This is a genomic window from Pseudomonas sp. P9_35, from assembly GCF_034008205.1.
Classification (GTDB): Bacteria; Pseudomonadota; Gammaproteobacteria; order Pseudomonadales; family Pseudomonadaceae; genus Aquipseudomonas; species Aquipseudomonas kilonensis.
Window position 1 is genome coordinate 3,205,106 of record NZ_CP125373.1, and the last position, 25,324, is coordinate 3,230,429.

At 62.9% G+C, this 25,324-nt stretch carries 21 protein-coding genes; 15 read left to right on the forward strand and 6 right to left on the reverse strand.

The genetic code is table 11. The features are described 5' to 3' along the window. The first annotated feature begins 162 nt into the window (after positions 1–162). The 8 genes from nosR (at position 163) to nahK (ending at position 11,919) form a co-directional block, all read left to right on the forward strand. A complete protein-coding gene (gene nosR, locus QMK47_RS14015) occupies positions 163–2,331 on the forward strand; it encodes a transcriptional regulator NosR (RefSeq protein ID WP_320390436.1) in 2,169 nt (722 codons plus the stop codon). A 53-nt stretch (positions 2,332–2,384) separates the two neighbouring features. Then, positions 2,385–4,304 (forward strand): TAT-dependent nitrous-oxide reductase, encoded by a 1,920-nt coding sequence (gene nosZ / locus QMK47_RS14020; RefSeq protein WP_003201412.1) that lies wholly within the window; start codon positions 2,385–2,387, stop codon positions 4,302–4,304. A gap of 25 nt (positions 4,305–4,329) precedes the next feature. Continuing rightward, complete coding sequence (locus tag QMK47_RS14025; RefSeq protein ID WP_320390437.1) at positions 4,330–5,643, forward strand: nitrous oxide reductase family maturation protein NosD; 1,314 nt, start codon at positions 4,330–4,332, stop codon at positions 5,641–5,643. Further along, complete coding sequence (locus tag QMK47_RS14030) at positions 5,640–6,557, forward strand: ABC transporter ATP-binding protein (RefSeq protein WP_320390438.1); 918 nt, start codon at positions 5,640–5,642, stop codon at positions 6,555–6,557. The genes QMK47_RS14025 and QMK47_RS14030 overlap by 4 nt, the downstream gene beginning before the upstream one ends. Next, on the forward strand, positions 6,554–7,384 hold the full coding sequence (locus QMK47_RS14035) for an ABC transporter permease (RefSeq protein WP_046062341.1): 831 nt from the start codon (positions 6,554–6,556) through the stop codon (positions 7,382–7,384). Before QMK47_RS14030 ends, QMK47_RS14035 begins: the two co-directional genes overlap by 4 nt. 30 nt (positions 7,385–7,414) lie before the next feature. Further along, complete coding sequence (locus QMK47_RS14040; protein WP_253474387.1) at positions 7,415–7,942, forward strand: nitrous oxide reductase accessory protein NosL; 528 nt, start codon at positions 7,415–7,417, stop codon at positions 7,940–7,942. 241 nt (positions 7,943–8,183) lie between these two features. After that, positions 8,184–9,347: a nitric oxide-sensing protein NosP gene (gene nosP / locus QMK47_RS14045; protein WP_320390439.1), complete on the forward strand. Its 1,164-nt coding sequence runs from the start codon at positions 8,184–8,186 to the stop codon at positions 9,345–9,347. Continuing rightward, positions 9,277–11,919, forward strand: a complete 2,643-nt coding sequence (gene nahK, locus QMK47_RS14050; RefSeq protein ID WP_258691104.1) for a hybrid sensor histidine kinase/response regulator NahK/ErcS' — start codon at positions 9,277–9,279, stop codon at positions 11,917–11,919. The genes nosP and nahK overlap by 71 nt, the downstream gene beginning before the upstream one ends. Before the next feature lie 170 nt (positions 11,920–12,089). Here the strand turns inward: nahK and QMK47_RS14055 are convergent, their stop codons facing one another. From QMK47_RS14055 to QMK47_RS14080, 6 genes are all read right to left on the reverse strand, one after another. Then, positions 12,090–12,755 (reverse strand): response regulator transcription factor, encoded by a 666-nt coding sequence (locus QMK47_RS14055; RefSeq protein ID WP_320390440.1) that lies wholly within the window; start codon positions 12,753–12,755, stop codon positions 12,090–12,092. 59 nt (positions 12,756–12,814) lie between these two features. Then, positions 12,815–13,348 (reverse strand): PQQ-dependent catabolism-associated CXXCW motif protein, encoded by a 534-nt coding sequence (locus QMK47_RS14060; RefSeq protein ID WP_253474396.1) that lies wholly within the window; start codon positions 13,346–13,348, stop codon positions 12,815–12,817. 261 nt (positions 13,349–13,609) lie between these two features. Further along, a complete protein-coding gene (locus QMK47_RS14065) occupies positions 13,610–14,401 on the reverse strand; it encodes an ABC transporter permease (protein WP_253474399.1) in 792 nt (263 codons plus the stop codon). Next, positions 14,398–15,129 (reverse strand): ABC transporter ATP-binding protein, encoded by a 732-nt coding sequence (locus QMK47_RS14070; RefSeq protein ID WP_253474402.1) that lies wholly within the window; start codon positions 15,127–15,129, stop codon positions 14,398–14,400. Before QMK47_RS14070 ends, QMK47_RS14065 begins: the two co-directional genes overlap by 4 nt. Next, positions 15,126–16,130: a YVTN family beta-propeller repeat protein gene (locus QMK47_RS14075; RefSeq protein WP_320390441.1), complete on the reverse strand. Its 1,005-nt coding sequence runs from the start codon at positions 16,128–16,130 to the stop codon at positions 15,126–15,128. Before QMK47_RS14075 ends, QMK47_RS14070 begins: the two co-directional genes overlap by 4 nt. Before the next feature lie 26 nt (positions 16,131–16,156). Beyond that, complete coding sequence (locus tag QMK47_RS14080) at positions 16,157–17,323, reverse strand: ABC transporter substrate-binding protein (RefSeq protein ID WP_320390442.1); 1,167 nt, start codon at positions 17,321–17,323, stop codon at positions 16,157–16,159. 620 nt (positions 17,324–17,943) lie between these two features. On the opposite strand from QMK47_RS14080, the gene pedF reads away from it, so the two are divergent. The 7 genes from pedF (at position 17,944) to pqqA (ending at position 25,322) form a co-directional block, all read left to right on the forward strand. Beyond that, a complete protein-coding gene (gene pedF, locus QMK47_RS14085) occupies positions 17,944–18,405 on the forward strand; it encodes a cytochrome c-550 PedF (protein ID WP_212796077.1) in 462 nt (153 codons plus the stop codon). A 5-nt stretch (positions 18,406–18,410) separates the two neighbouring features. Beyond that, positions 18,411–19,286, forward strand: coding sequence for a substrate-binding periplasmic protein (locus tag QMK47_RS14090; protein ID WP_320390443.1), 876 nt, complete (start codon positions 18,411–18,413; stop codon positions 19,284–19,286). Positions 19,287–19,296: 10 nt separating this feature from the next. Beyond that, a complete protein-coding gene (locus tag QMK47_RS14095) occupies positions 19,297–20,055 on the forward strand; it encodes a quinoprotein dehydrogenase-associated SoxYZ-like carrier (RefSeq protein WP_320390444.1) in 759 nt (252 codons plus the stop codon). A 16-nt stretch (positions 20,056–20,071) separates the two neighbouring features. Beyond that, positions 20,072–21,010, forward strand: a complete 939-nt coding sequence (locus QMK47_RS14100; RefSeq protein ID WP_320390445.1) for a quinoprotein relay system zinc metallohydrolase 1 — start codon at positions 20,072–20,074, stop codon at positions 21,008–21,010. Between the two features lie 308 nt (positions 21,011–21,318). After that, positions 21,319–23,094 carry a PQQ-dependent methanol/ethanol family dehydrogenase gene (locus QMK47_RS14105; RefSeq protein ID WP_253474433.1) on the forward strand — a complete coding sequence of 592 codons (1,776 nt, stop codon included), beginning with the start codon at positions 21,319–21,321 and terminating at the stop codon, positions 23,092–23,094. A 287-nt stretch (positions 23,095–23,381) separates the two neighbouring features. Further along, entirely contained in the window at positions 23,382–24,902 is a 1,521-nt protein-coding gene (locus QMK47_RS14110; RefSeq protein WP_253474436.1) for an aldehyde dehydrogenase family protein, read from the forward strand. A gap of 348 nt (positions 24,903–25,250) precedes the next feature. After that, positions 25,251–25,322 (forward strand): pyrroloquinoline quinone precursor peptide PqqA, encoded by a 72-nt coding sequence (gene pqqA, locus QMK47_RS14115; protein ID WP_003243383.1) that lies wholly within the window; start codon positions 25,251–25,253, stop codon positions 25,320–25,322. Positions 25,323–25,324 lie beyond the last annotated feature (2 nt).

Sequence of the window (25,324 nt, forward strand, 5' to 3'; positions counted from 1 at the left end):
GGAGCAAGCTCCCTCGCCACAAAAGCAGTTTTCATCTGCTGGACGTCCGCGTCTGCTTACGGATTCAGGGTTAAGTCTCCCAAGTTGATTTCAATCAAGGGCCGAAGAAGGGGCCGGCCCCTACCATGATCGCCAAGATCCTGTCTTTAAGCCCTGGCGTCCATGACCCGTTCCTCTGTGATGTTGTACCCATCCCGCTCCTGGCTCCCCGGGCTGTTCGTTTTCCTGCTGTTGTTCACGGGCCTGGCCCAGGCCAAGGACTACGGCGACACCCCGCAACAGCGCATCCACCACGTCCTGAACCAGACCGACTCGATCTCCGAGCCCGAGGGGCGGTTCAAGGTGCGCACGCTGTCCGCTGCCGGCAAGGTCCTGGGCTATGTGTTCCAGAGCCTGGACGTGGTGGACATTCCCGCCTATTCCGGCAAGCCGATCAACGTCCAGGTCATTCTCGATCCGGCGGGGGTGATCCTCGATGCCTATGTGCTCGAACACCATGAGCCGATTCTGCTGATCGGCATCGCCGAAGAAAAACTCCACGCGTTCAGCGCGCGCTACAGCGGCATCAAGGTCAACCAGCGAGTGGTGGTGGGGCATTCCAGCGACCCGAATGCCGTGACCGTGGATGCCATCGCCGGGGCTACCGTGACGGCAATGGTGGTCAACGAAGTCATCATGCGCGCCGCCCACGATGTCGCGGTGTCCCTGGGCCTGGTCAAGGGCGATGCGGGGTTGGCCGTGGCGCCGGCGCGTGTGCGCGAGGACATCTACGAGGCCGCCGACTGGAAGACCCTGACCGGCAACGGCGCTATCCGCCGTCTGCTCCTGACCCGCGGCCAGGTCGATGCGTCCTTCAAGGGCACCGAAGCCGAACAGGTCGAGACCGCCAGCGGCGAGCAGGTGAATGACACGTTCATCGACCTCTATGCCACCCACCTCAATCCACCCACCATCGGCCGCAACCTGCTGGGCGAGGCGCAATACCGCACACTGATGGCCGAGCTCAAGCCGGGCGAGCAGGCCATAGCGGTGATGGGCAGCGGTCGTTATTCCTTCAAGGGCTCGGGATACGTGCGTGGCGGCATCTTCGACCGGGTGCAGCTGCGTCAGTCCGGCGACACCATCAGCTTTCGCGACTTGGATTTTCAGCGCCTGAATGACGTGGCCCTCGATGACATGCCGGACTTCGATGAAATGGCGATTTTCATCATCCGTGCCTCCCACCGTTTCGACCCTGGCTCACCCTGGAACCTGGAACTGCTGGTGCGCCGCCAGACCGGACCGGTCAGCGGCACCTTCAGCAGCTTCGAGCTGGCCTATCAGTTGCCGGAGCCCTACCTGGAGCGCCCATTGCCCACCGCCGAGCAACTGGCGGCCGCCGAAGAAGCCAGCCGGCCGATGTGGCTGACGCTCTGGTATCAGAAAAGTGTCGAAATCAGCGTGCTTGGGGCCGCGTTGCTGGTGCTGACGGCGATCCTGTTTTTCCAGGATTCACTGGCCCGGCGGCCGACGCTGTTGCATTGGCTGCGGCGTGGTTACCTGGTCTTCACCGTGGTGTTTCTCGGCGGCTACGCCTTGGCCCAGTTGTCGGTGGTCAACGTGCTGACCTTCGTCCACGCCTTGTTCGAAGGCTTTCGCTGGGAGCTGTTCCTCACCGATCCACTGATCTTCATCCTCTGGGTGTTCACCGCCGGCAGCATCCTGCTGTGGGGGCGTGGGGTGTTCTGTGGCTGGCTGTGTCCGTTCGGCGCGTTGCAGGAGTTGATCAACGAACTGGCGCGCAAGCTGAAGGTGCCCCAATACGAGTTGCCGTTCGCCGTGCATGAGCGGCTGTGGGCGATCAAGTACATCATTTTGCTGGTGCTGTTCGGCGTCTCGCTGGAGTCGATGGCAACCGCCGAACGGCTGGCCGAAGTGGAACCCTTCAAGACCGCCATCACCCTCAGGTTCGACCGCCAGTGGTGGTTCGTGGCGTACGCCGTGGGCCTGCTGGTGATCAATATCTTTACCCGCAAAGTCTATTGCCGCTACGTCTGCCCGCTGGGTGCGGCCCTGGCGATGCCGACCCGGTTGCGGCTGTTCGACTGGCTCAAGCGCCGCAAGGAATGTGGCAACCCCTGCCAACTGTGCGCCAAGGAATGCGAGATCCAGGCGATTCATCCCGATGGCCGGATCAATGCCAACGAATGCCATTACTGCCTCGACTGCCAGATGACCTGGCACAACGAAAACAAATGCCCGCCGCTGATCAACAAGCGCAAGAAGCGCGGCAAGGCAACCGCGACCGATCCGCAACTGATTCCCGTGGTGCAGGTGAACCCGGCGCCTTGAGGCACCCCAATGGCCTGTCCCTTGACCGTTTCATTCTTCATGGAGCACACAGCATGAGCGACAAAAAAAACCAGACCCCAGGCTCGGTGGAAGAACCCAGGGGTGTCAGCCGGCGCAGTTTTCTCGGCACTGGCGCGGTAACCGGTGCCGTACTGGCCGGCGCGACGGCGCTGGGGGCCGGGACGTTCACTCGTGAGTCGTGGGCTGCGGCGGCCAAGGAGGCTAAGTCCAAGATCCACGTCGGGCCTGGGGAGCTGGACGAGTACTACGGTTTCTGGAGCGGCGGCCACCAGGGCGAGGTGCGGGTGCTGGGCGTGCCGTCGATGCGTGAGCTGATGCGCATCCCGGTGTTCAACGTCGACTCGGCCACCGGTTGGGGCCTGACCAACGAAAGCAAGCGCATCCTGGGCGACAGCGCCAAGTACCAGAACGGCGATTGCCACCACCCGCACATCTCCATGACCGACGGCAAGTACGACGGCAAATACCTGTTCATCAACGACAAGGCCAACTCCCGGGTCGCGCGCATTCGCCTGGACATCATGAAGTGCGACAAGATCCTCACCGTGCCCAACGTGCAGGCCATCCACGGCCTGCGCCTGCAAAAGGTGCCGTACACCAAGTACGTGTTCGCCAACGCCGAGTTCGTGATTCCGCACCCCAACGACGGCCACACCTTCGACCTGCAGGACAAAAACAGCTTCACGATGTTCAACGCCATCGATGCCGAGAAAATGGAAATGGCGTTCCAGGTGATCGTCGACGGCAACCTGGACAACTCCGATGCTGACTACACCGGCAAATACGCCGCCAGCACCTGCTACAACTCCGAGAAGGCCTACGACCTGGGTGGCATGATGCGCAACGAGCGCGACTGGGTGGTGGTGTTCAACATCCCGCGTATCGAGGCGGCGATCAAGGCTGGCAAGTTCATCAACCTGGACGGCTCCAAGGTGCCGGTGGTCGATGGCCGCAAGACCGATGGCAAGGACTCCGAATTCACCCGCTACATTCCCGTGCCGAAGAACCCCCACGGGCTCAATACCTCGTCGGACGGCAAATACTTCATCGCCAACGGCAAGCTGTCGCCTACGGTCTCGATGATCGCCATCGATCGCCTGGACGATTTGTTCGCCGACCGCTTCAAGGACCCCCGCGAAGTGATCGTCGCCGAGCCGGAACTGGGGCTCGGGCCGTTGCACACCACGTTCGACGGGCGCGGCAATGCCTACACCACCTTGTTCATCGACAGCCAGGTGGTGAAGTGGAACATGGACGAGGCCATCCGTGCCTACAAGGGCGAGAAGGTCAACTACATCAAGCAGAAACTCGACGTCCAGTACCAGCCTGGCCACAACCATGCGTCTCTCACCGAAACCAGCGAGGCGGACGGCAAGTGGCTGGTGGTGTTGTGCAAATTCTCCAAGGACCGCTTCCTGCCCACCGGCCCATTGCACCCGGAAAACGATCAGTTGATCGACATTTCCGGTGAAGAAATGAAGCTGGTGCACGACGGCCCGGCGTTCGCCGAACCGCATGACTGCATTCTCGCCCGGCGCGACCAGATCAAGACCCAGAAAATCTGGAACCGCAACGATCCGTTTTTCGCCGACACCGTGGCCCGGGCGAAGAAGGACGGCATCAACCTGGAAACCGACAACAAGGTCATCCGCGACGGCAACAAGGTGCGGGTGTACATGACGTCGATGGCGCCGGCCTATGGCCTGACGGAGTTCACCGTCAAGCAAGGCAACGAGGTGACGGTGACCATCACCAACATCGACCAGATCGAAGACGTCACCCATGGTTTTGTCATGACCAACCACGGCGCGAGCATGGAGATCAGCCCGCAACAGACCTCGTCGATCACCTTCACCGCCGACAAGGCCGGTTTGCACTGGTACTACTGCAGCTGGTTCTGCCACGCCCTGCACATGGAAATGGTCGGGCGCATGCTGGTTGAAAAGGCCTGAGTCATTCACTAGGGAGACAGGCGCAATGACCGGGAATATGCAGCATCCAAACGTTCGTCGACTGGTCATTGCCCTGGTGTTCAGCCTGTTGTCGGGCGGCGCGCTCGGTGCGCCGCAGCCGATCACCGATTTGCCTTTGCAGGCCGAGGGCGACCAGCAATGGCGCCTGCCTGCGGGCCAGTACCGGGGCTCGTTCAGTATCGACCAGCCCATGACCCTCACGTGTGCGCCGGATGCGGTATTCCAAGGGCAGGGCGAGGGCAATGGGCTGATCATTCGCGCCCCGAACGTCCAGGTCCAGGGCTGTACCTTCCTAGACTGGGGCCACGACCTGACGGCCATGAACGCGGCCGTGTTCATCCAACCGGTCGCCCAAGGAGCAGTGGTGCGTGGCAACCGGATGCAAGGCCAGGGCTTCGGTATCTGGGTCGATGGCACGCGGGACGTCAGCCTGATCGACAACCGCATCCAGGGCGACCCCAGCCTGCGCTCCCAGGACCGTGGCAATGGCATCCATTTGTATGCCGTACACGGCGCCCGGGTCATCGGTAACCAGGTGCATGAAACCCGCGACGGTATCTACATCGACACCTCCAGCGGCAATCTGCTCCAGGGCAATGTCCTGGAGGACCTGCGCTACGGCGTGCATTACATGTTCGCCAACGATAATCGCCTGCTGGATAACGTCACCCGGCGTACCCGCACCGGGTATGCCTTGATGCAAAGCCGCCAGTTGACGGTCATCGGCAATCGCTCCGAACAGGATCAGAACTACGGGATCCTGATGAACTACATCACCTATTCGACCCTGCGCGACAACTTCGTCACCGACGTGCGCGACGGGTCCACCGGCGACACCATGATCAGCGGCGCCGAGGGCAAGGCCCTGTTCATCTACAACTCATTATTCAACCGCATCGAAGGCAACCATTTCGAGCGCAGCGCCGTGGGTATCCACCTGACGGCCGGCTCGGAGGACAACCGCATCGCCGGCAATGCCTTCGTCCACAACCAGCGCCAGGTCAAATACGTGGCCACGCGGTTGCAGGAGTGGTCGGTGGATGGCCGCGGCAATTACTGGAGCGACTACCTGGGCTGGGATCGCAACGGCGACGGCCTGGGCGATGTCGCCTATGAGCCCAACGACAACGTCGATCGCCTGCTGTGGCTGTATCCCCAGGTGCGCTTGTTGATGAACAGCCCGGGAATCGAACTGCTGCGTTGGGTGCAGCGATCCTTCCCGGTGATGAAATCCCCCGGGGTGATGGACAGTCATCCGCTGATGGAAACGCCTGTCCAGCCCCCGTCACGCAACAGTGCCCAGGAGGACGCGTCTTGAACGTCGTCGAGATCGAAGGGGTCAGCCAGCGCTATGGCGATGTCACCGTGCTGCGCGGGTTGGACTTGAACCTGGCCCAGGGCGAGGTGCTCGGCCTGTTCGGGCACAACGGTGCGGGCAAGACCACCACCATGAAGTTGATCCTCGGTTTGTTGCAAGCCAGCGAGGGCGAGGTGCGTGTCTTCGGTCGCGCGCCCAGCGACCCGAGGGTGCGGCAGATGCTCGGGTACCTGCCCGAGAACGTGATGTTCTATCCGCAGTTGAGCGGGCTGGAAACCTTGCGCCATTTTGCCCGGCTCAAAGGTGCCGCGCCGGAGCAGGTGGAGCGCTTGCTGGAAGAGGTCGGGCTGGCGGCTGCCGCGACACGGCGCGTGAAAACGTATTCCAAGGGCATGCGCCAGCGTCTCGGTCTGGCCCAGGCGCTGCTCGGCCAACCGCGCCTGTTGTTGCTGGATGAACCGACCGTGGGCCTGGACCCTATCGCTACCCAGGACCTTTATCAGTTACTCGACCGCCTGCGTTGGCAGGGTACCAGCATCATTCTCTGTTCTCACGTCTTGCCTGGCGTGGAAGCGCACATCAACCGCGCCGCGATTCTCACCCGGGGGCGGCTGTTGGCCCTGGGCAGCCTGGCCCGGCTGCGCGAGGACGCCGGGTTGCCGACGCTGATCCGCGCCTCGGGCCTGTCGCGGGCCGACTGGCTTCGCCAGCATTGGCGCAGTGAAGGGCACGCCACCCAGGGCTGGGGCGCCGAAGGGGTGCAGGTGTCCGCGCCGGATGGCAGCAAGCTTAAATTGCTGCGCCAGTTACTGGCCCAGGATGATCCGTCGGATGTCGAGATCAAGCCGCCGTCGCTGGAGGATTTGTACCGGCATTACATGGTCCGTGCCGCGGCCGAGGAGACCAGCCTATGAATCCGGTCTGGAACATGGCCCGCAAGGAATTCAGCGATGGCCTGCGCAATCGCTGGTTGTTGGCGATCAGCCTGTTGTTCGCGGTGCTGGCGATCGGCATCGCCTGGCTCGGCGCGGCGGCGTCCGGTCAATTGGGGTTCACCTCGGTGCCGGCCACGGTGGCGAGCCTGTCCAGCCTGGCGACCTTCCTGATGCCGCTGATTGCCTTGCTGTTGGCCTATGACGCGATTGTCGGCGAGGACGAGAGCGGCACCTTGCTGCTGTTGCTGACCTACCCGTTGGGTCGCGGCCAATTGTTGCTGGGCAAGTTTGTCGGGCACGGCTTGATCCTGGCCCTGGCCACCTTCATCGGTTTTGGCTGCGCGATGCTGGCCATCGCCCTGTGGGTGGACGATGTCCAGTTGAGCCTGCTGCTCTGGGCCTTCGGTCGGTTCATGGTGTCCAGCACGCTGCTGGGCTGGGTGTTCCTCGGGCTGGCCTATGTGCTGAGCAGCTTGTCGGCAGAGAAATCCACCGCGGCCGGATTGGCGCTGGGGGTGTGGTTTTTCTTCGTGCTGGTGTTCGACCTGGCCTTGCTGGCGTTGCTGGTGCTGAGCGAAGGGCGCTTCAGCCCGGAACTGTTGCCATGGTTGCTGCTGTTCAACCCCACCGACGTGTATCGGCTGATCAACCTGTCCGGGTTCGATGCGGCGTCCAGCGGCGCCGCGGTACTGACCTTGGGCAGCGACCTGCCGGTGTCGGCGCCTTTGCTCTGGCTGTGCCTGGGCCTGTGGATGGCGGTGCCGTTGTGGTTGGCCTATCGGTTGTTCAATCGCCGGTGCCCGTGAATTTCAATCTTGATAAGGGAGCATGCAACGATGAACAGGGTGTATTTCAAGGCGGGTCGCCTTTGGGTCGGGGTGTTGATGTGCCTGGCACTGGCGGCCTGCGGCAAGGCCGAGCCACCTGCGGCCAGCGAGGCGGCGCTGGCGTTCCATCCCAGTGACGAGTGCCATGTGTGCGGGATGGTCATCACTGACTTCCCCGGGCCCAAGGGCGCGGCGGTCGGGGCAGGCGGCGTGAAGAAATTCTGCTCGCCGGCGGAGATGCTGGGCTGGTGGTTGCAGCCGGAAAACCATCGGGCCGACGTCAAGCTGTATGTCCACGACATGGGCCGCAGCCATTGGGATACGCCGGATGACGCCCACCTGATCGACGCCCGGACCGCCTACTTCGTCATCGGCAGCGGGCTTAAAGGCGCCATGGGCGTTGTCCTGGCCTCGTTCTCCGACCCCCAGGCGGCACAAAAACTCGCCAGCGACACCGGCGGCCGGGTGCTGCGCCTGGAAGACATCGACCAGAAACTGCTGGGGCAGGCGACTGCCATGGCGCCGATGAGTCACTGATATTGCCTGTTCGGCAAACCACGCTTGTGGCAGGGGCGCTTGTGGGAGCAAAGCTTGCTCGCGAAACAGGCGCCTCGATTCTGCCAGACCGCATCGCCTCTATCGCGGGCAAGCCTTGCTCCCACATAGAGGGAGCAATCTCATCCCATGGAAGCGTCCACCCGCTACCCAAGTAGCATTCGTCGACCCGGCGCGGCTTCGTACACTCAGGGCTCCTATCACGCACCTGTCGGAGGCGAAGATGCAGCAGGCCCAGAGCGAAGGTGTGGTGAGCGCCATGTCCCAGGCGACGGACGTCCAGCAGGTGGCCCAGGCGTTGGCGCGGCAGTTGTTGCACCCGCACTTGGGCTTCGTGCTGTTTTTCTGTTCCGCCGAATACGACCTGCCGGCCCTGGGCCAGGCGCTGTCCCAGAGTTTCGGTGGGATTCGCCTGGTGGGCTGTACCAGCGCCGGTGAAATCACCGCGCAAGGTTATGGTCGCAACTGCGTGACGGCGGTGGGGTTCGATCACCGGCACTTTTCCATCGCCGCCGAACTGATCGGCGAAATGGAGCACTTCAGCCTGATCGATGCCCAGCAAATGGTCGAGCGCCTGGCGAGCGGCTGTCGCAGCAACGCCTTGGCGCCGATCAAGGGCCACAGTTTCGCCTTGACCCTGCTCGATGGCCTGTCCAGCCGCGAGGAAATGGTGCTGGCGGCCTTGAGCGCTGCGCTGGGGGACATCCCGCATTTCGGCGGTTCGGCCGGCGATGACAACTACCTGACCCACACCCACGTGTTCTTCGAAGGCCAGTTCCACAGTGGCGCGGCCGTGGTGGTGTTGATCAATACCTGGCTGGAATTCGAAGTCTTCACTACCCATCACATCCTGCCCCGGGAGGAGAAACTGGTGGTGACCGGCGCCGACAGCGCCTCGCGACGGGTCTACGAGCTCAACGCCGAACCCGCCGCCGAAGAATACGCCCGGCACATCGGAGTGCCCGTGAGCGCCCTCGACTACCGGGTTTTCGCCGCCCATCCACTGGCGGTGCGCATCAACGACCAGTACTACGTGCGGGCGATCCAGCAGGTGCACTCGGACCTGAGCCTGAGTTTCTACTGTGCGGTGGAGAACGGCATCGTTCTCACTGCGATGACCCCCGGGCCCTTGCTGCACAACCTGCAAACGCTGTTCGACGGTTTGCAGGCACGCCTCGGTGACCTGTTGCTGACCATCGGCTGCGATTGCTTTCTCCGGCGCCTGGAGCTGGAAGATCGCGGCGGCCTGGAGCAGATCGGCCAGTTCCTGCGCGAAAAACGGGTGATGGGGTTCAACACCTATGGAGAACAGTTCAATGGCATGCACATCAACCAGACGTTCACCGGAGTTGCCATTGCCCGAAATCGCGTCCCCGGCCATCGCTGAGCTGCAGGCCCAGCTCGCTGCCCTGCAGAATGAAAACCGCAAGTTGCGGCGTATCAATGAGGCGCTGATCGAGCGGGTGGAGTCCGGCATAACCCGGGGCAACGACCCGTATGCGGCGTTCCAGCACTCGGTGGTGCTGGCCGAGCAGGTGCGTGAGCGCACCGATGCGCTGAACCAGGCCATGGCTGAACTCAAGGCCGGCAATCACTTGTTGGGCGAGGCGCGGCTGCGGGCGGAAACGGCCCACCGGCACCTGATCGACGCCATCGAAAGCATCTCCGATGCGTTTGTGCTGTTCGACGAGCAGCAACGCATCGTCCTGTTCAATAGCCGCTTCAAGGCCTTCTGGGCCAACAGCCGGGTGCGCATCATCGCCGGCATGCGCCTTTCCGAGGTCAAGCGCTTGATGACCGCCAACGGGCTGTTCAGCGAAGAACCCCGGGGCCAGGCCGACGAGCATGTGCTGTATCGCTTGCAGAACGGGCGCTGGTTGCAAGTCAGCGAGCGGCCGACCCAGGAGGGCGGCCGGGTAATTCTGTTTACCGACATCACCGACGTCAAACTCAGCGAAACCGTGCGCCGCGAGCAGGCCATCGCGCAGAAATCCCACCTGTTGCAGCGGGCGGTGGACAACCTGTCCCAGGGCGTGGCGATGGTCAACGCCCAAGGCGTGCTGGAGTTGTGGAACCGACGCTTCCTCGAACTCAGCGGCCTGGCACCGGTAGCGGCACACCGGCCATTCAATGAAGTGATCGGCGACAGTGAATTGCAACTGCTGACCCCGGCCAGTCGCGACAGCAACGGCCGGCTGATCCACGAATCCGAGCAGCGCCTGTCCGATGGCCGGGTCCTGGAGATCCGTACGCATCCCTTGCCCACTGGCGGCTACGTCAACACCTTCACCGACATCACCGAACGCTACCAGCACGCCGAGGCGCTGAGCGAAAGCGAACGCTGGATTCGCCTGATCACTGACCATGTGCCGGCATTGATCGCCTACCTCAACGCCGACCTGGTCTACGAATTCACCAACAAGGTCTACGAGCAGTGGTATTGCTGGCCCCGTGGCGTGATGCTCGGCCAGAGCCTGCGCGAAGCCCATAGCGAGCAGCACTACCAACGCCTGGAAGCCTACGTGGCGCGGGCGTTGGCGGGTGAGAGCGTGACGTTCGAGTTCGCCGAGACCAACATCAACAACCAGGAGCGCTACATGCTGCGCTCCTATGTGCCCAACCGCTTGGCCAACGGCGAAGTGGTGGGGATTTTCGTGCTGATCCGCGACATCACCGAACGCCGGCGCACCGCCGAGGCGCTGCACCAGGCCTACCAGAACCTGGAACAGCGGGTCCAGGAGCGCACGGCCGAACTGACCACTCTCAACGACCAGTTGCTGCGCGAGATTGACGAGCGCAGCCGGGTGGAGTTGCGCCTGCGCGAAGCCAAGCGCGAGGCCGAGCAGGCCAACCTGTCGAAGACCAAATTCCTCGCAGCGGTCAGCCATGACCTGCTGCAACCGCTCAACGCCGCTCGGCTGTTCACCAGTGCCTTGCTCGAGCGCCGCGAGCCGGTCGCCAACGCGCAACTGGTGCGTAACGTCAGCCATTCGCTGCAGGACGTGGAGAACCTCCTGGGCACTCTGGTGGACATCTCCAAGCTGGACGCCGGAGTGATCAAGGCCGATGTCGCGCCGTTCGCCCTCAGCGAGCTGCTCGACAACCTGGCCGCCGAATACGCCCAGATCGCCGGCAGCGAGGGGCTGGCACTGCACTTTGTCGGCTGTTCGGTGTTGGTGCGCAGCGACATGCAATTGCTCGCGCGTATCTTGCGCAATCTGCTCAGCAACGCGATTCGCTACACCCCCAGCGGCCGGGTGGTGCTCGGTTGTCGGCGACACCGCCAGCGCGTGTCGATCCAGGTCTGGGACAGCGGCATCGGCATTGCCGAGAACCGCCTGGAGGAAATATTCCAGGAGTTCAAGCGCGGCGACGTGCAGCGCCCGAACCAGGACCGTGGGTTGGGCCTGGGCCTGGCGATTGTCGAGAAAATCGCCGGGATCCTCGGGCACCGGATCCAGGTGCGCTCCTGGCCGGGCAAGGGCTCGATGTTCTCTATCGACGTGCCGCTGAGCGCCACCGCGCCCAAGCCGCTGCCATGCCTGGACATGAGCGAGCCGATGCTCGAACGACTGCGTGGGGCGCGGGTCTGGGTACTGGATAACGATGCGGCGATCTGCGCCGGCATGCGTACGTTGCTGGAGGGCTGGGGTTGCCAGGTAGTGACCGCGTTGTCGGAACAGGACCTGGCCCGCCAGGTGGACAACTACCATGCCGAGGCCGACCTGCTGATCGCCGACTATCACCTGGACAACGATCAGAACGGCGTCGATGCGGTGGCCCGGATCAACGCCCGCCGGGCCTCACCGATCCCGGCCATGATGATCACCGCCAACTACAGCAACGAACTCAAGCAGCAGATCCGCGAACGCGGGCATACACTGATGCACAAGCCGGTGCGGCCGATGAAGCTGAAGATTGCGATGAGTCATCTGCTAGGCCAGACCCAGGAGCATTGAGCGAGCGCTGTTGTGGCGAGGGAGCTTGCTCCCGCTGGGCTGCGAAGCAGCCCTGTCCTGAATAAGCCTGAGACACCTAGGTGCCTGGGTTTGGGGCCGCTTCGCGCCCCAGCGGGAGCAAGCTCCCTCGCCACAGGGGTGTCCACCCTATCCCTGTAGTGTTCAGCGGTTCAACGCCGCAAATAAGCCCCGAAATCAATATCCCCGGCACTGAGGATCGCCTGCACCCGGTTGTGCACATTGAGTTTGCGCAGGATTGCCGAGACGTGGGCCTTGACCGTGGTTTCGGCGATGTCCAGGGTGTAGGCGATCTGTTTGTTCGACTCGCCCTTGGTCATGCGTTCGAGTACCAGCAGTTGCTTGCGGGTCAAGGCCTGGAGCAGTTCCGGTGGGAAGCTCGGGTTTTCGTTCAGGCGCCGGCCCATCGGGCTTCTTTGCGTGCGAATGATGTCGGGCGGCAGGTACACGTTGCCGTTGAGGATCTGCTCGATGGCGTCGGTCATCTGCGAGCGTGGCGAGGATTTGGTGATGAAACCCACCGCGCCATAGGTGATGGCCTGCAGCACCACCTGTTTGTCCTGCTCGGCGGAGACAATCACCACGGGGATGGTCGGTGCCTCGTTGCGCAGGTTGATCAGGCCATTGAGTCCGTGCATGCCGGGCATGTTCAGGTCCAGCAGGATCAGGTCCAGGTCGTCGTGCTCGGCAGTCAAGGCCAGGGCACTGTCCAGGTCGGCGGTCTCCATGACCTCGCTGCCAGGAAAACCGTCGCTGATGACGTTGTGGATGGCTTCGCGAAACAGTGGGTGATCGTCGGCTATCAGGATTTTATACATGGCCATTCACCTCGTTATTGTCGTGTGGGGCAGGGCAGTTGCACGCACTTCTTGCAAGATCAGGGAAAGGGTTCGGGCCGGGCCGCTTGCAGGGGCAGGTTGGCCGCCTCCCAGGCATCGAGGCCATCGCGATACCAGTACACATGGTTATAGCCCATGGCAGCGGCGCGTTTTACCGCGTTCCAGCTCAGCCAGCAATCGGCGCGGCAATAAAAGACCAACGGCGAATCCAACCGCCCGCCGGTGGCCGTGCGCAGGTGATGGCTGAAGTAGTCCTGCCAGGTCGGGTCGAGGTCGCCGTCACCGGTATTGGCCAGCCACAGGCTGCCAGGAAGGTTGGCATGGGGTTCGTTGTCGATGAAACGCCCTTGGACCCACGGCCTGCGATAAACGTCGATCAGCACTGGGGGCGAGGCTTGGCCGAGCAGACGTTGCAGGGCCTGGGTGTCGAGGGTCTGGGCGCCGTCGACGGTGGCGGGCGTCGGGCTGCGGTATTGGGCGATGCGATAACCCTGCGCTGAAAACAGCGCGGTATCGGCCTGCGCGACATTCAGCGCCAGGCCCAGCAGGAGGATCGCCAGCAAACGGGGCATAGGATTTATCCTTTTTGTTATGCGCCCATTACATGCCAGGGTCGAGGTCTTGTGAATGCGACCATAGACAGGAAAACCAGTACTAAAGTAGTAATTTCGGCCATGGGCCCTGTACAGAAACCTTGTGGAGAACCTTGTGGGAGCGAGCTTGCTCGCGATAGCGACGGATCATTCGGCAATGATGTTGACTGATACACCGCTATCGCGAGCAAGCTCGCTCCCACAGGGGAGTCCACCCACAGGGGAATTGTGTCAGACAGTTCAACTGGCCTTGCGCAATGCCGCATGCTGCGGATTGAACGTCCACACCGCCAACAGCGCGAATACCAGGGTCAACCCCACGCACACCGCCATCGCCAGCAGGTTGAACTGCTCGTACAGCGCAAAACGCACCAACTCCACGCCGTGGGTGAACGGGCTGACCGCGCAAAGCCAGTACAGCCAAGGGCTGGCTTCCTGCATTTTCCACAGCGGGTACAGCGCCGAAGACAGGAAGAACATCGGGAAGATCACGAAATTCATCACCCCGGCGAAGTTTTCCAGTTGCCGGATGGCATTGGACAGCAGCAAGCCCAGGGCGCTGAGCATCAGGGCCACCAGTAACAGGGCCGGCAGGGCCAGCAGCAGGCCCATGGTCGGTGGCTGGATGCCGTACAGCCAGGCGATGGCGAGAAAGGCATAGACCTGCAACAGCGAGATCAACGACGTCGCCAACAACTTGCTCGCCAGCAGGAACGCCCGGGGCAGGGGACTGGTGAGCAACACGCGCATGCTGCCCATCTCCCGGTCGTAGACCATCGACAGCGAGCCCTGCATGCCGTTGAACAACAGGATCATGCAGGCCAGCCCGGGCACGATGTACACCTCGTAGGGGATGTAGGTGTCGTAGGGCGCGATGATGGCGATGCCCAGCGCCGCGCGAAAACCGGCGGCGAACACCAGCAGCCACAGCAGGGGCCGGACCAGGGCACTGAGCAGCCGGGTGCGTTGCAGCACGAAGCGCAGCCATTCGCGCGTCACGATGCCGCTGAAACATTGCCAGTACGCATTCATGGCCGGACTCCCGAGGTGGTCAAGCGGGTGAAAGCCGAGCCGAGGCTGCCCCCGTGTTCCAGGCTCACCGCGTCGGCCTGGCCGCTGGCGACCAGACGGCCCTGGTGCACGATCAACAGGTCGTCGCTGGGCTGTACTTCGTCCAGCAGGTGAGTGGTCCAGAGCACGCTGATGCCTTGCTCGCTGCACAGTTGCCGGATGTGCAGACCCAGGGCGAGGCGGCTGGCCGGATCGAGGCCGACGCTGGGTTCGTCGAGCAGCAACAGGCGCGGTTCGTGGAGCAGGGCGCGGGCGATCTCGACCCGGCGGCGATGGCCACCGTTGAGGTCGCGCACCCGTTCATGGCGCCGCTCGGTCAGGTGCTGGCGGGTCAGTTCAGCGTCGATGCGGGCGCTGCCCTGGCGCCGCGAAAACCCGTGCAGCGCCAGGTGATAGCGCAGGTTCTGTTCAATGCTCAGGTCCAGGTCCAGGGTGCTCTGTTGGAACACCACGCCCAACTGGCGCAGGGCCGGTCTTGGTGATTTCTGCAGGGAATGACCACCGATGCGGATCTCGCCGCGTTGCAGGTCGTACAGGCGTGTGAGCAGGGCGATCAGCGTCGACTTACCAGCACCGTTGGGTCCCAGCAGCGCGGCGAAACGTCCGGCCGGCAAGCTGAAACTCATCTGCTTGAGGGCTTCGCGCGCGCCATAGGCAAAGCTCAGGTCGCTGACCTCCAGGGCGTTCATGGCGTGACCACCACGCCCCAAGGGTAGCGCCCGACTTTCACCGACTTCAGGACCTTGCGGCTCTCTACATCGATCACCGAGACATCGCCGCTGACGCCGTTGGTCGCCAGCAGCTGCTTCTGGTCCGGGGTGAACGCCAGTTGCCAGACCCGCCGGCCCACCAGCAGGTAATCCAGCACTTCGAAGGTCTTGGCGTCGATCACCGCCACATGGTTCGCCGGGCCCAGGGCGACGAACGCCAGCTTACCGTCGGCGCTGAGCTTGATGCCCACCGGTTGGACCTTGTCCGGGTGCACGCCCTTGATCTGGAACGTCAGCGTCTTGAGGATCTTGCGCGTCGCCACGTCGAGCACGGTCAACGTGCCGCCGATCTCCGCCGAGGCCCAGAGCTGCGTCCCGTCGCGATTGAACTCGACGAAACGTGGCCGCTGGTCCACCAGGGTGTTGTCGGCCAGGGTCTGGGTACTGGTGTCGATCCAGTGCAGCATGTTCGTGGTTTCACTGGTGTTGACCGCCCATTTGCCGTCAGGGCTGACGGCCATGCCCTCGGGTTCGACACCCACGCCGATCTGGCCGAGCACTTCGGAGGTCTGGGTGTCGATCACCGTGACCAGGGCATCGTCTTCGTTGGAGACATACAGCCAGCGGTCGTTGGGGTGCAGGGCGAATTGCTCGGGGTCCTTGCCGGAGGGCAGTTCTTTGATGATCTTGCGGGTGGCGACGTCCATCACCTGGACCCGGTCCGAGTCGCTGGCGCAGATGTACAGCAGGCGATTGTCGTGGGACAGCAGCAGGCCCCGGGGGCGCTGGCCGACCGGCAGGGTCTCGATGACTTCCAGGCTCTGCATGTCGATCAGGCTCAGGCTGTTGTCTTTCTCGTTGGAGACCCAGGCGATGCTGGCGGCGGCGGGGCCGGCGCCAAGCAACGCCGCGCCCAGGGCGAGGGCTTTGCATAACCGGGTCGGGCAGAGCCGGGCCGGGTGAATCAGGGAGCGGCGCATGGCGGTTTCCTTATTGTTGTTATCGATCAGGGGTAACGGCAGCTCACTTCGGGCTGGTCATAGCCCAGGCTGTCCATTTCATTGGAAGGGTGCAGAAAACCGTCCTGGGGCGAGGTGCTGACCAGTGCCCGAGGCTGGACCAGCGCAATGGGTTGGCGCAACTGGCCGTTCCAGGGCCGGTAGCTGAGCTTGCGACCCTTGAAGCCGTCCAGGGGCAACTGGTCGCTGAGGGCCAGTTGGCGGATGGCGAGCGGGTCGTCCTGACGCAATTTGCCCACGGCGCTGGCGATGCTGCGCACGGCGATCCAGGCAGCAAAGTCGCGGTCGTTCATCCAGCGTCCGGCCAGGGCTTCGAAGCGTTTTTGCAGTTGCGCCGCGCCGTAGGTTTCCACGGTCTTGTGCCAGCCGGTGGGCGTCAGCCCTTGGGTGCCGGCCACCGGGCGTGGGTACCAGGTCTGGTAGGGCAGGTATTCACCGAAGTCGCCGCGCTCGTCGGCCACCAGCACCACGTCGTACTCGGCGGTCTGGGTGAACAGCGGCATGTCGGCCTGGGCGCTGCGGCGCTGGTCGTTGTCGAACTGCCAGGCCTTTTCGGCGACGATCTTCATGCCGAAGCGTTTCATGGCCCGGCGCAATGCGGCGGCGTAGGCCTGGTCCTCGGGCGTCTGGCCGACGATCAGCAAGGCCCGCTGCCATTTGCGCACGACGCTGAACTGCACCAGGGCATCGGCGAGCATGGCGCGGTCGGGCAGGCTGTGCAGCACGTTGCCCAGGCAGTCGGTGGTGCGCAGGCTGTCGTCGGGGCTGCCGGCGTTGAACAGTAGGCTGTCGGGCAGGGCGGCGCTGAGTTGGCGCAGGCTGGCGGCCGGTGCGTTGACCACGAACAGCCGCAGGCCCTGGTTGTGTTGGGCCCGGGCGGCCTGGAGCAGCGCCTCGGGCGTGTCGACGCTGGCGCTTTCCAGGCGGTAGTCGTGCTTGAGGAAACGCCCGGTGCTGTTGCTGTCGACGATCGCCAGTTCAGCGCCGCGCAACCCGGCATCGGCCGGTTCGGCAATGACGTTGGACAGCAACGGCCCCGGATCGGGACGATAACCCAGGTAGCCGATGCGCACTTGCAGCGGTGTGGTATCGCCCGCGTGAGCGGTTGCCGCTGCCAGCAGAGAAACCAGGGCGTAACTGACGAGCCGGCGCATGACATCCTCCATTGCAGGTAGCGCCAGCATAGGAAGCCCAGGGGCATGGGGAAATATGCAGAAAGTACCGCCGGTGCAGTACCAAGGTAGTAACCCACCGCCGGTGTTGGGGTTTTACGGTACGGGAAATGGTCATTCATCAGGAGTGGACAAAACCTGCAAACCGCCGCAACCCCAGGTGGGAGCGAGCCTGCTCGCGAAGGCGGCGTTACATTCAGCATCTCAGTGACAGGTGCTCCGCCATCGCGAGCAAGCTCGCTCCCACATTTGATTTCATTGAACACCGATGTTGTGTACGGCACAGATCCCCTGTGGGAGCGAGCTTGCTCGCGAAGCCGTCGGCACATTCAACATCACTGCCAGCTGAGCCACCGCCATCGCGAGCAGGCTCGCTCCCACAAGATTTATTGGCGGGCCGCCTACAACGACACGGCGGCGCCGTAGCCAACTGCCGGGAAGACTTCCCGAGCCGCCTGTCTTTACGACTTGCATCGGATGGCCTGCTACCAAGGAACTAGACCCCGACCACCAAAGCAGCATTCGGCTGGGGCAAGGGGGTTCCTAAGATGACGGCACGGCTTCTTCACAGAGGTCTGCGTGCAATCTGAGAGGGCATAACAATGACAACAAAACGCAACGCCATCATCGCTACCGCATTACTGATGGGGCTGACCGGCGCAGGCTCCGCATGGGCCCATGGCAACGTAGTGCCCCAGGCAGTGGAAACCAAGGGACTGACCCCGATCAAGGACACCGGTGTCGCACTGGACGGTGACGGCTGGGCCACGGTGAACCCTTACCGCACCTCCCCCGAACACGACCGGGCGCTGGAGATCGGCTCATCGGCCTACAACCAGAACTGCGCGGCCTGCCATGGCCTGGAAGCCAAGTCGGGCGGCATCGCTCCGGACTTGCGCATGCTCGACGCCGCCGACGCCGGTGATGAGTGGTTTGTCGAGCGCGTACGTCACGGTGCGGTGCGCGACGGCCGGGTCTACATGCCGAAAATGGCCGACTACCTGAGCCAGGAAGCCTTGTGGGCGGTGCGCACCTATCTCGATAGCGTGCACGTCGAGGAGTGATCGCCATGCGCCTGTTCGCGTGGGTAATGTGCAGCCTGCTCCTGTGGGGCCAGGCGGTACAGGCGCAGGTGCGCAGCTACGACCAGATGATCGCCGCCGGTGAGTTGAAGGTCGCGGTCTACAAGGACTTCGCGCCCTACAGTTTCGAGGACCACGGCCAACCCAGGGGCGTGGACGTGGAACTGGCCCAGGCCCTGGCCAAAGCGCTTGGCGTGCGCCTGCAATTGATGTGGGCACCGCCGGGCGAAAAACTCGATGACGACCTGCGCGATTACATCTGGCGCAGCAGTCCGTTGCACGAGCGGCAATTGGCCGACTTGATGATGCGTGTCCCGTACGATCACGACTACGTGCAAAGGCGCAACGACGTTGGCGAACTGGCAAACGCCCAGGTGGTGATGTTCGGCCCTTACCAGCAGGAATGCTGGCAAGTGGCATTTGACCGCCGCCGATTGGATTCGGTGGGCAGTGTCGCGGTGTTCCAGGAGCATCCCATTGGCGTTGAAGTCGACAGCGTGCCGTCGTTCTACCTGACATCGGTGTTCAACGGCATGCTCAGCGCCAGGACCCACCATTACCCTGGTGTCAGCCAGGCCTTCAAGGCCATGCAGGCCGGGGAGGTGGACGCCGTCATGGCCATGCGCGGTGAGGTCGATTGGCAAGTGCACGAGGCGGCTGATCCGCAACTGGCGCTGGCGGAAAACGCCTACCCGAACATGGGCAAGCAACGTTGGGAAATCGGCATGGCGGTGCATGAAAGCAACCGTCAGCTGGCCTATGCGGTGGAAGAGGCGCTGGAAGGCTTGATCCGCGACGGCAGCGTCAAGACGGTCTATGCCCATTACGGCCTGCGTTACGAAGTGCCGGAGATGTATCAATAGGAGCGCAGGGATGAAATGGGCCATGTGGTGCCTGCTGTGGTGCGGCCTGCCGACGATTGCGCTGGCGGCGGTCGAACCGGGGAAGGACCCGGTGCCGTCGGTGATGTGGGCCTTCTATCACAAGCAATTGCTGGGGGACGCGCCGTTCGTTTTCGATGACCGGGTGCGGCTGCTGGCGCCACCCTTTGCCGAAGACGCACGCCAGGTGCCACTGGAGATCGATGCCCGGGCCTTCACCGGCGACGTCGTGCGGGTGCTGGCCTGGGCCGAACTGAACCCGTTGCCGAAAATCGTCGACTTCCAACCAGGGGAGCGGGTGCTGCCCTGGCTGTCGATCCGCATTCGCATCGAGCAAGCCACGCCGTTGCGCGCCGCCGTGCAGACCCGCGATGGCCTGTGGCACGTCGGCTCGACCCTGATCGACGCGGCCGGTGGTGGCTGCACCGCGCCCAGCGTGGTGCGCACCCAGCCGGGTTGGGAAGAACACTTGGGCGAGGTGCTGGGCGCCCGCTATCCCCGGGGCGATTCGAGCCGCCTGCGCCTGCAGGTGGCGCATCCGATGGATAACGGCCTGGTGAGCGGCATCCCGGAGTTTTTCCTCAACCAGGCGCAACTGCTGGACGCCGACGGTCAGGTGCTGGCGCGACTGGAGCTGTTCCCGGCGGTCAGCGAAAACCCCAACCTGGGCTTCGACATCCGAGGCCCGGGCCAGACCCGCCTGCTGCTGCGCGACAACAGCGGCAATACGTTCGAGGCGGCGATCCCCTGACCACAAGGAGCGCGCCATGCGCTGGTTGTTGCTGATGTTCCTGAGCCTGTGCTGGCCGACGTGGGCCGGTACGGACTACGCACTCAAGCCCCGGCAGATCGCCGAAGGCACCTGGCTGCTGGAAGGCAGCACCGAGAATTTTGCCAAGGCCAACGGCGGCAACATCGTCAATACCGCGTTCATCGTCACCGATGCCGGCGTGGTGGTGATCGATACCGGGCCGTCGAAGCGCTACGGCGAGGCGCTGCGCCAGGCCATTGCCGCGACCACCGATACACCGGTGATCCAGGTCCTGCTGACCCATCACCACCCCGACCATGTATTGGGCAACCAAGCTTTTAGCGACGTGCCCATTGGCGCCTTGGCGGGCACCACCGATCTGCTGCGACAGCAGGGTGATGCGCTGGCGGAAAACATGTACCGGCTGGTGGGCGATTGGATGCGCGGCACCGAGGTGGTGTTGCCGACCCGGGAGCTGGCGGCCGGGACGTTGAAGGTGGGCAATCATTCGTTGCGTCTGCTGCAACTGGCCGGGCACACCGGGGCCGACCTGGCGATTTTCGACGAAACCACCGGTGTGCTGTTTGCCGGCGACCTGGTGTTTTACGAACGCGCCCTGACCACCCCCAACAGCCCGGGCCTGGAGGTCTGGCTCCAGGACCTGGACACCTTGCAGGCCTTGCCCTGGAAGCAGATCGTGCCCGGCCACGGCCCGGTCGCGAACGACGCCCGGCCTTTTACCCAGATGCGCGACTACCTGGGCTGGCTCGACCAACTGCTGCGCAACGGCGCGGCCCGGGGCGACGACATGGCCGAGATGATCCGCAGCCCCATTCCCGAGCGCTTTGCCGGGATCAGCTTGAGTCGGTATGAGTTGATTCGCAGTGTCAGTCATCTCTATCCACGTTATGAGCGGGCGGGGATGAAACGGGTGGATGCCCACGACCCTGACTGAACACATACCCCGTGGCGAGGGAGCTTGCTCCCGCTGGGCTGCGCAGCAGCCCCTATGTCAGTCAACCTGGCTATCAATGTTGGCTGGGCTATTTTTAGGGCCGCTGCGCGCCCCAGCGGGAGCAAGCTCCCTCGCCACGGGGGTTGGTGTCACCAGCAAAGAAGCTGGATGCGACGACTCCACATGTGTACCAAGGAACTAGAAAACTCAACACAGCGGGCAATTGTTGGCAACGGCTCCGAGCCCAAGAATCTGTGGCAGACCGGGAAAAATTCCCGGGTATAACAATAACCGCAGAGGTAGCCGTCATGAGTCATCCCGCACGTCGCCAACCCTTCGCCGTGAGCCTGCTGCTCAGTGCCATGCTGCTGTCCGGTTCGGCCCTTGCAGCCGTGACCGATCAGGAAATTCTCCAGGACCCGAAAAACCCGCAGCAGATCGTGACCAACGGCCTGGGTGTCCAGGGCCAGCGCTACAGCCCGCTCGATACCCTCAATGTCGATAACGTGAAGGACCTGCGACCGGTCTGGGCGTTCTCCTTCGGCGGTGAAAAACAGCGCGGCCAGCAAGCCCAGCCGATGATCAAGGACGGGGTGATGTACCTCACCGGTTCCTACTCGCGGGTATTCGCAGTGGATGCGCGCACCGGCAAGAAGCTGTGGCAATACGATGCGCGCCTGCCCGATGACATCCGTCCTTGCTGCGACGTGATCAACCGTGGCGTGGCGTTGTACGGCGACCTGGTGTTCTTCGGCACTCTCGACGCCAAGCTGGTGGCCTTGAACAAGGACACCGGCAAGGTGGTGTGGAGCAAGAAAGTGGCCGACCACAAGGAAGGCTATTCCATCAGCGCCGCGCCACTGGTCATCAACGGCAAGCTGATCACCGGGGTGGCCGGGGGCGAGTTCGGTGTGGTGGGCCAGATCAGTGCCTACGACCCGAAGAACGGTGACCTGCTGTGGACCCGCCCGACGGTGGAAGGCCACATGGGCTACGTCTACAAAGATGGCAAAGCCATCGAGAATGGTATTTCCGGCGGCGAGGCGGGCAAGACCTGGCCGGGCGATCTCTGGAAAACCGGCGGTGCCGCGCCTTGGCTGGGCGGCTACTACGACCCGGAAACCAACCTGCTGCTGTTCGGCACCGGCAACCCGGCCCCCTGGAACTCCCACCTGCGTCCTGGCGACAACCTCTATTCGTCGTCGCGCCTGGCCCTGAACCCGGACGACGGGACTATCAAGTGGCACTTCCAGAGCACGCCTCACGACGGCTGGGACTATGACGGCGTCAATGAACTGATCTCGTTCAACTACAAGGAAGGCGGCAAGGACATCAAGGCGGCAGCGACTGCTGACCGTAACGGCTTCTTCTACGTGCTCGACCGCACCAACGGCAAGTTCATCCGCGGCTTCCCGTTTGTCGACAAGATCACCTGGGCCACTGGCCTGGACAAGGATGGGCGGCCGATCTACAACGAGGCCAGCCGTCCGGGTGCGCCGGGCAGCGAAGCCAAGGGCAGTTCGGTGTTCGTCGCACCGGCGTTCCTCGGCGCGAAAAACTGGATGCCGATGGCCTACAACCAGGACACAGGCCTGTTCTACGTACCGTCCAACGAATGGGGCATGGACATCTGGAACGAAGGCATCGCCTACAAGAAAGGCGCGGCGTTCCTCGGGGCCGGCTTCACCATCAAGCCGCTGAACGAGGATTACATCGGCGTGCTGCGGGCCATCGACCCCAAGACCGGCAAGGAAGTCTGGCGCCACAAGAACTACGCGCCGCTGTGGGGTGGGGTCCTGACCACCAAGGGCAACCTGGTGTTCACCGGCACGCCTGAAGGGTTCCTGCAGGCCTTCAACGCCAAGACCGGGGAAAAGGTCTGGGAATTCCAGACCGGCTCCGGCGTGCTCGGTTCGCCCATCACCTGGGAAATGGACGGCGAGCAATACGTCTCCGTGGTCTCCGGCTGGGGCGGCGCGGTGCCGCTGTGGGGTGGCGAGGTGGCCAAGCGCGTGAAGGACTTCAACCAGGGCGGCATGCTCTGGACCTTCAAGTTGCCAAAGGATTTGGTGGCCAAGCGCTGAGCCAACTCTGGCAAATGCAGAACCTGTGGAAAATGTAGCACCTGTGGGAGCGAGCTTGCTCGCGATAGCGGTCGATCAGTCACCCTCCATGCTGGATGTGCCGACCTCATCGCGAGCAAGCTCGCTCCCACAAAAAAAGCCCGGGTCATCCTCGGATCGCGGCAAAACCTACGACCAAATAACGAGAGTCCCCCCTGCCAACGACGCATTCGTCCGGCAGGCGGGGCTCTCTACCATCGGCCTATCGCCTGTCCTGTGACAGGCATCGACCAGGCAGAGGCCCCATCATGATCTATGCACAACCCGGAACCCCAGGCGCCGTCGTTTCCTTCAAACCGCGCTATGGCAACTTCATCGGCGGCGAATTCGTCGCGCCGGTCAACGGCGAATACTTCACCAACACCTCCCCGGTCAATGGCGAAGTCATTGCCGAATTCCCGCGCTCCAGCGCCGCCGACATCGACAAGGCCCTGGATGCCGCCCATGCCGCAGCCGATGCTTGGGGCAAGACTTCGGTGCAGGACCGTTCCCTGGTGCTGTTGAAAATCGCCGACCGTATCGAGCAGAACCTGGAAATCCTCGCTGTCAGTGAGACCTGGGACAACGGCAAGGCCGTGCGCGAAACCCTCAATGCCGACGTACCGCTGGCGGCCGACCATTTCCGTTATTTCGCCGGCTGCATCCGCGCCCAAGAGGGTGGGGCGGCCGAGATCAACGAACTGACCACGGCCTATCATTTCCACGAGCCGCTGGGTGTGGTCGGGCAGATCATCCCGTGGAACTTCCCGCTGCTGATGGCCGCCTGGAAACTCGCCCCGGCCCTGGCTGCCGGTAACTGCATCGTGCTCAAGCCGGCTGAACAGACGCCGCTGTCGATCATGGTCTTCATCGAGCTGGTCGCCGACCTGCTGCCGCCCGGCGTGCTGAACATCGTCCATGGTTACGGTCGCGAAGCCGGTGAAGCCCTGGCCACCAGCAAGCGCATCGCCAAGATCGCCTTCACCGGGTCCACCCCGGTGGGCTCGCACATCATGAAATGCGCCGCCGAAAACATCATCCCGTCTACCGTGGAACTGGGCGGCAAGTCGCCGAACATCTTCTTCGAAGACATCATGCAGGCCGAGCCGGCCTTCATCGAAAAAGCCGCCGAAGGCCTGGTGCTGGCGTTCTTCAACCAGGGCGAAGTCTGCACCTGCCCATCTCGCGCCCTGGTGCAAGAGTCGATCTACGTGCCGTTCATGGCCGAGGTGATGAAAAAGATCGCCAAGATCAAGCGTGGCAACCCGCTGGACACCGAAACCATGGTCGGCGCCCAGGCGTCCGAGCAGCAATTCGACAAGATCCTCTCGTACCTTGAAATTGCCCAGCAAGAGGGCGCCGAGCTGCTCACTGGCGGTGCTGCCGAGCGACTCGAGGGGGATTTGTCGAGTGGTTATTACATCCAGCCGACCCTGCTCAAGGGCCACAACAAAATGCGCGTGTTCCAGGAAGAGATCTTCGGCCCGGTAGTGGGCGTGACCACCTTCAAGGACGAAGCCGAAGCCCTGGCAATCGCCAACGACACCGAGTTCGGCCTTGGCGCTGGTCTGTGGACCCGCGACATCAACCGCGCCTACCGCATGGGCAGGGCGATCAAGGCCGGTCGCGTCTGGACCAACTGCTACCACCTGTACCCGGCGCACGCCGCGTTCGGTGGCTACAAGAAGTCTGGTGTGGGTCGTGAAACCCACAAGATGATGCTCGACCACTACCAGCAGACCAAGAACCTGCTGGTGAGCTACGACATCAATCCACTGGGGTTCTTCTAACCCTGGGAGATAGCAAGCAGGGCAGTTGCTGTGACCCTGTAGGAGCTGGCGAAGCCTGCGATCTTTTGATCTTTTGATCTTTTGATCTTTTGATCTTTTGGTCTTTTGATCTTTCGCTTGAGATTCAAGTGTATTGGGAAAGATCGCAGCCTCGTTGCACTCGACAGCTCCTACACAGCTCCTACACCGCATCTACACAGCTCCTGCAATTTAGGGGGAGCAAGTGCTCGCTGCTCCAGTAGTACCAACGCACCCCACCCACCGCTTCGAAAGTAGCATTCGAGCCCCAGGCGTGGCGTGCATTAATGACCTTGCCGGAATCGCCCGGTACAAGAAGAGGAAAGACCCATGTGGACTAAACCCGCGTACACCGACCTGCGTATTGGCTTTGAAGTGACGATGTACTTCGCCAACCGATGAGT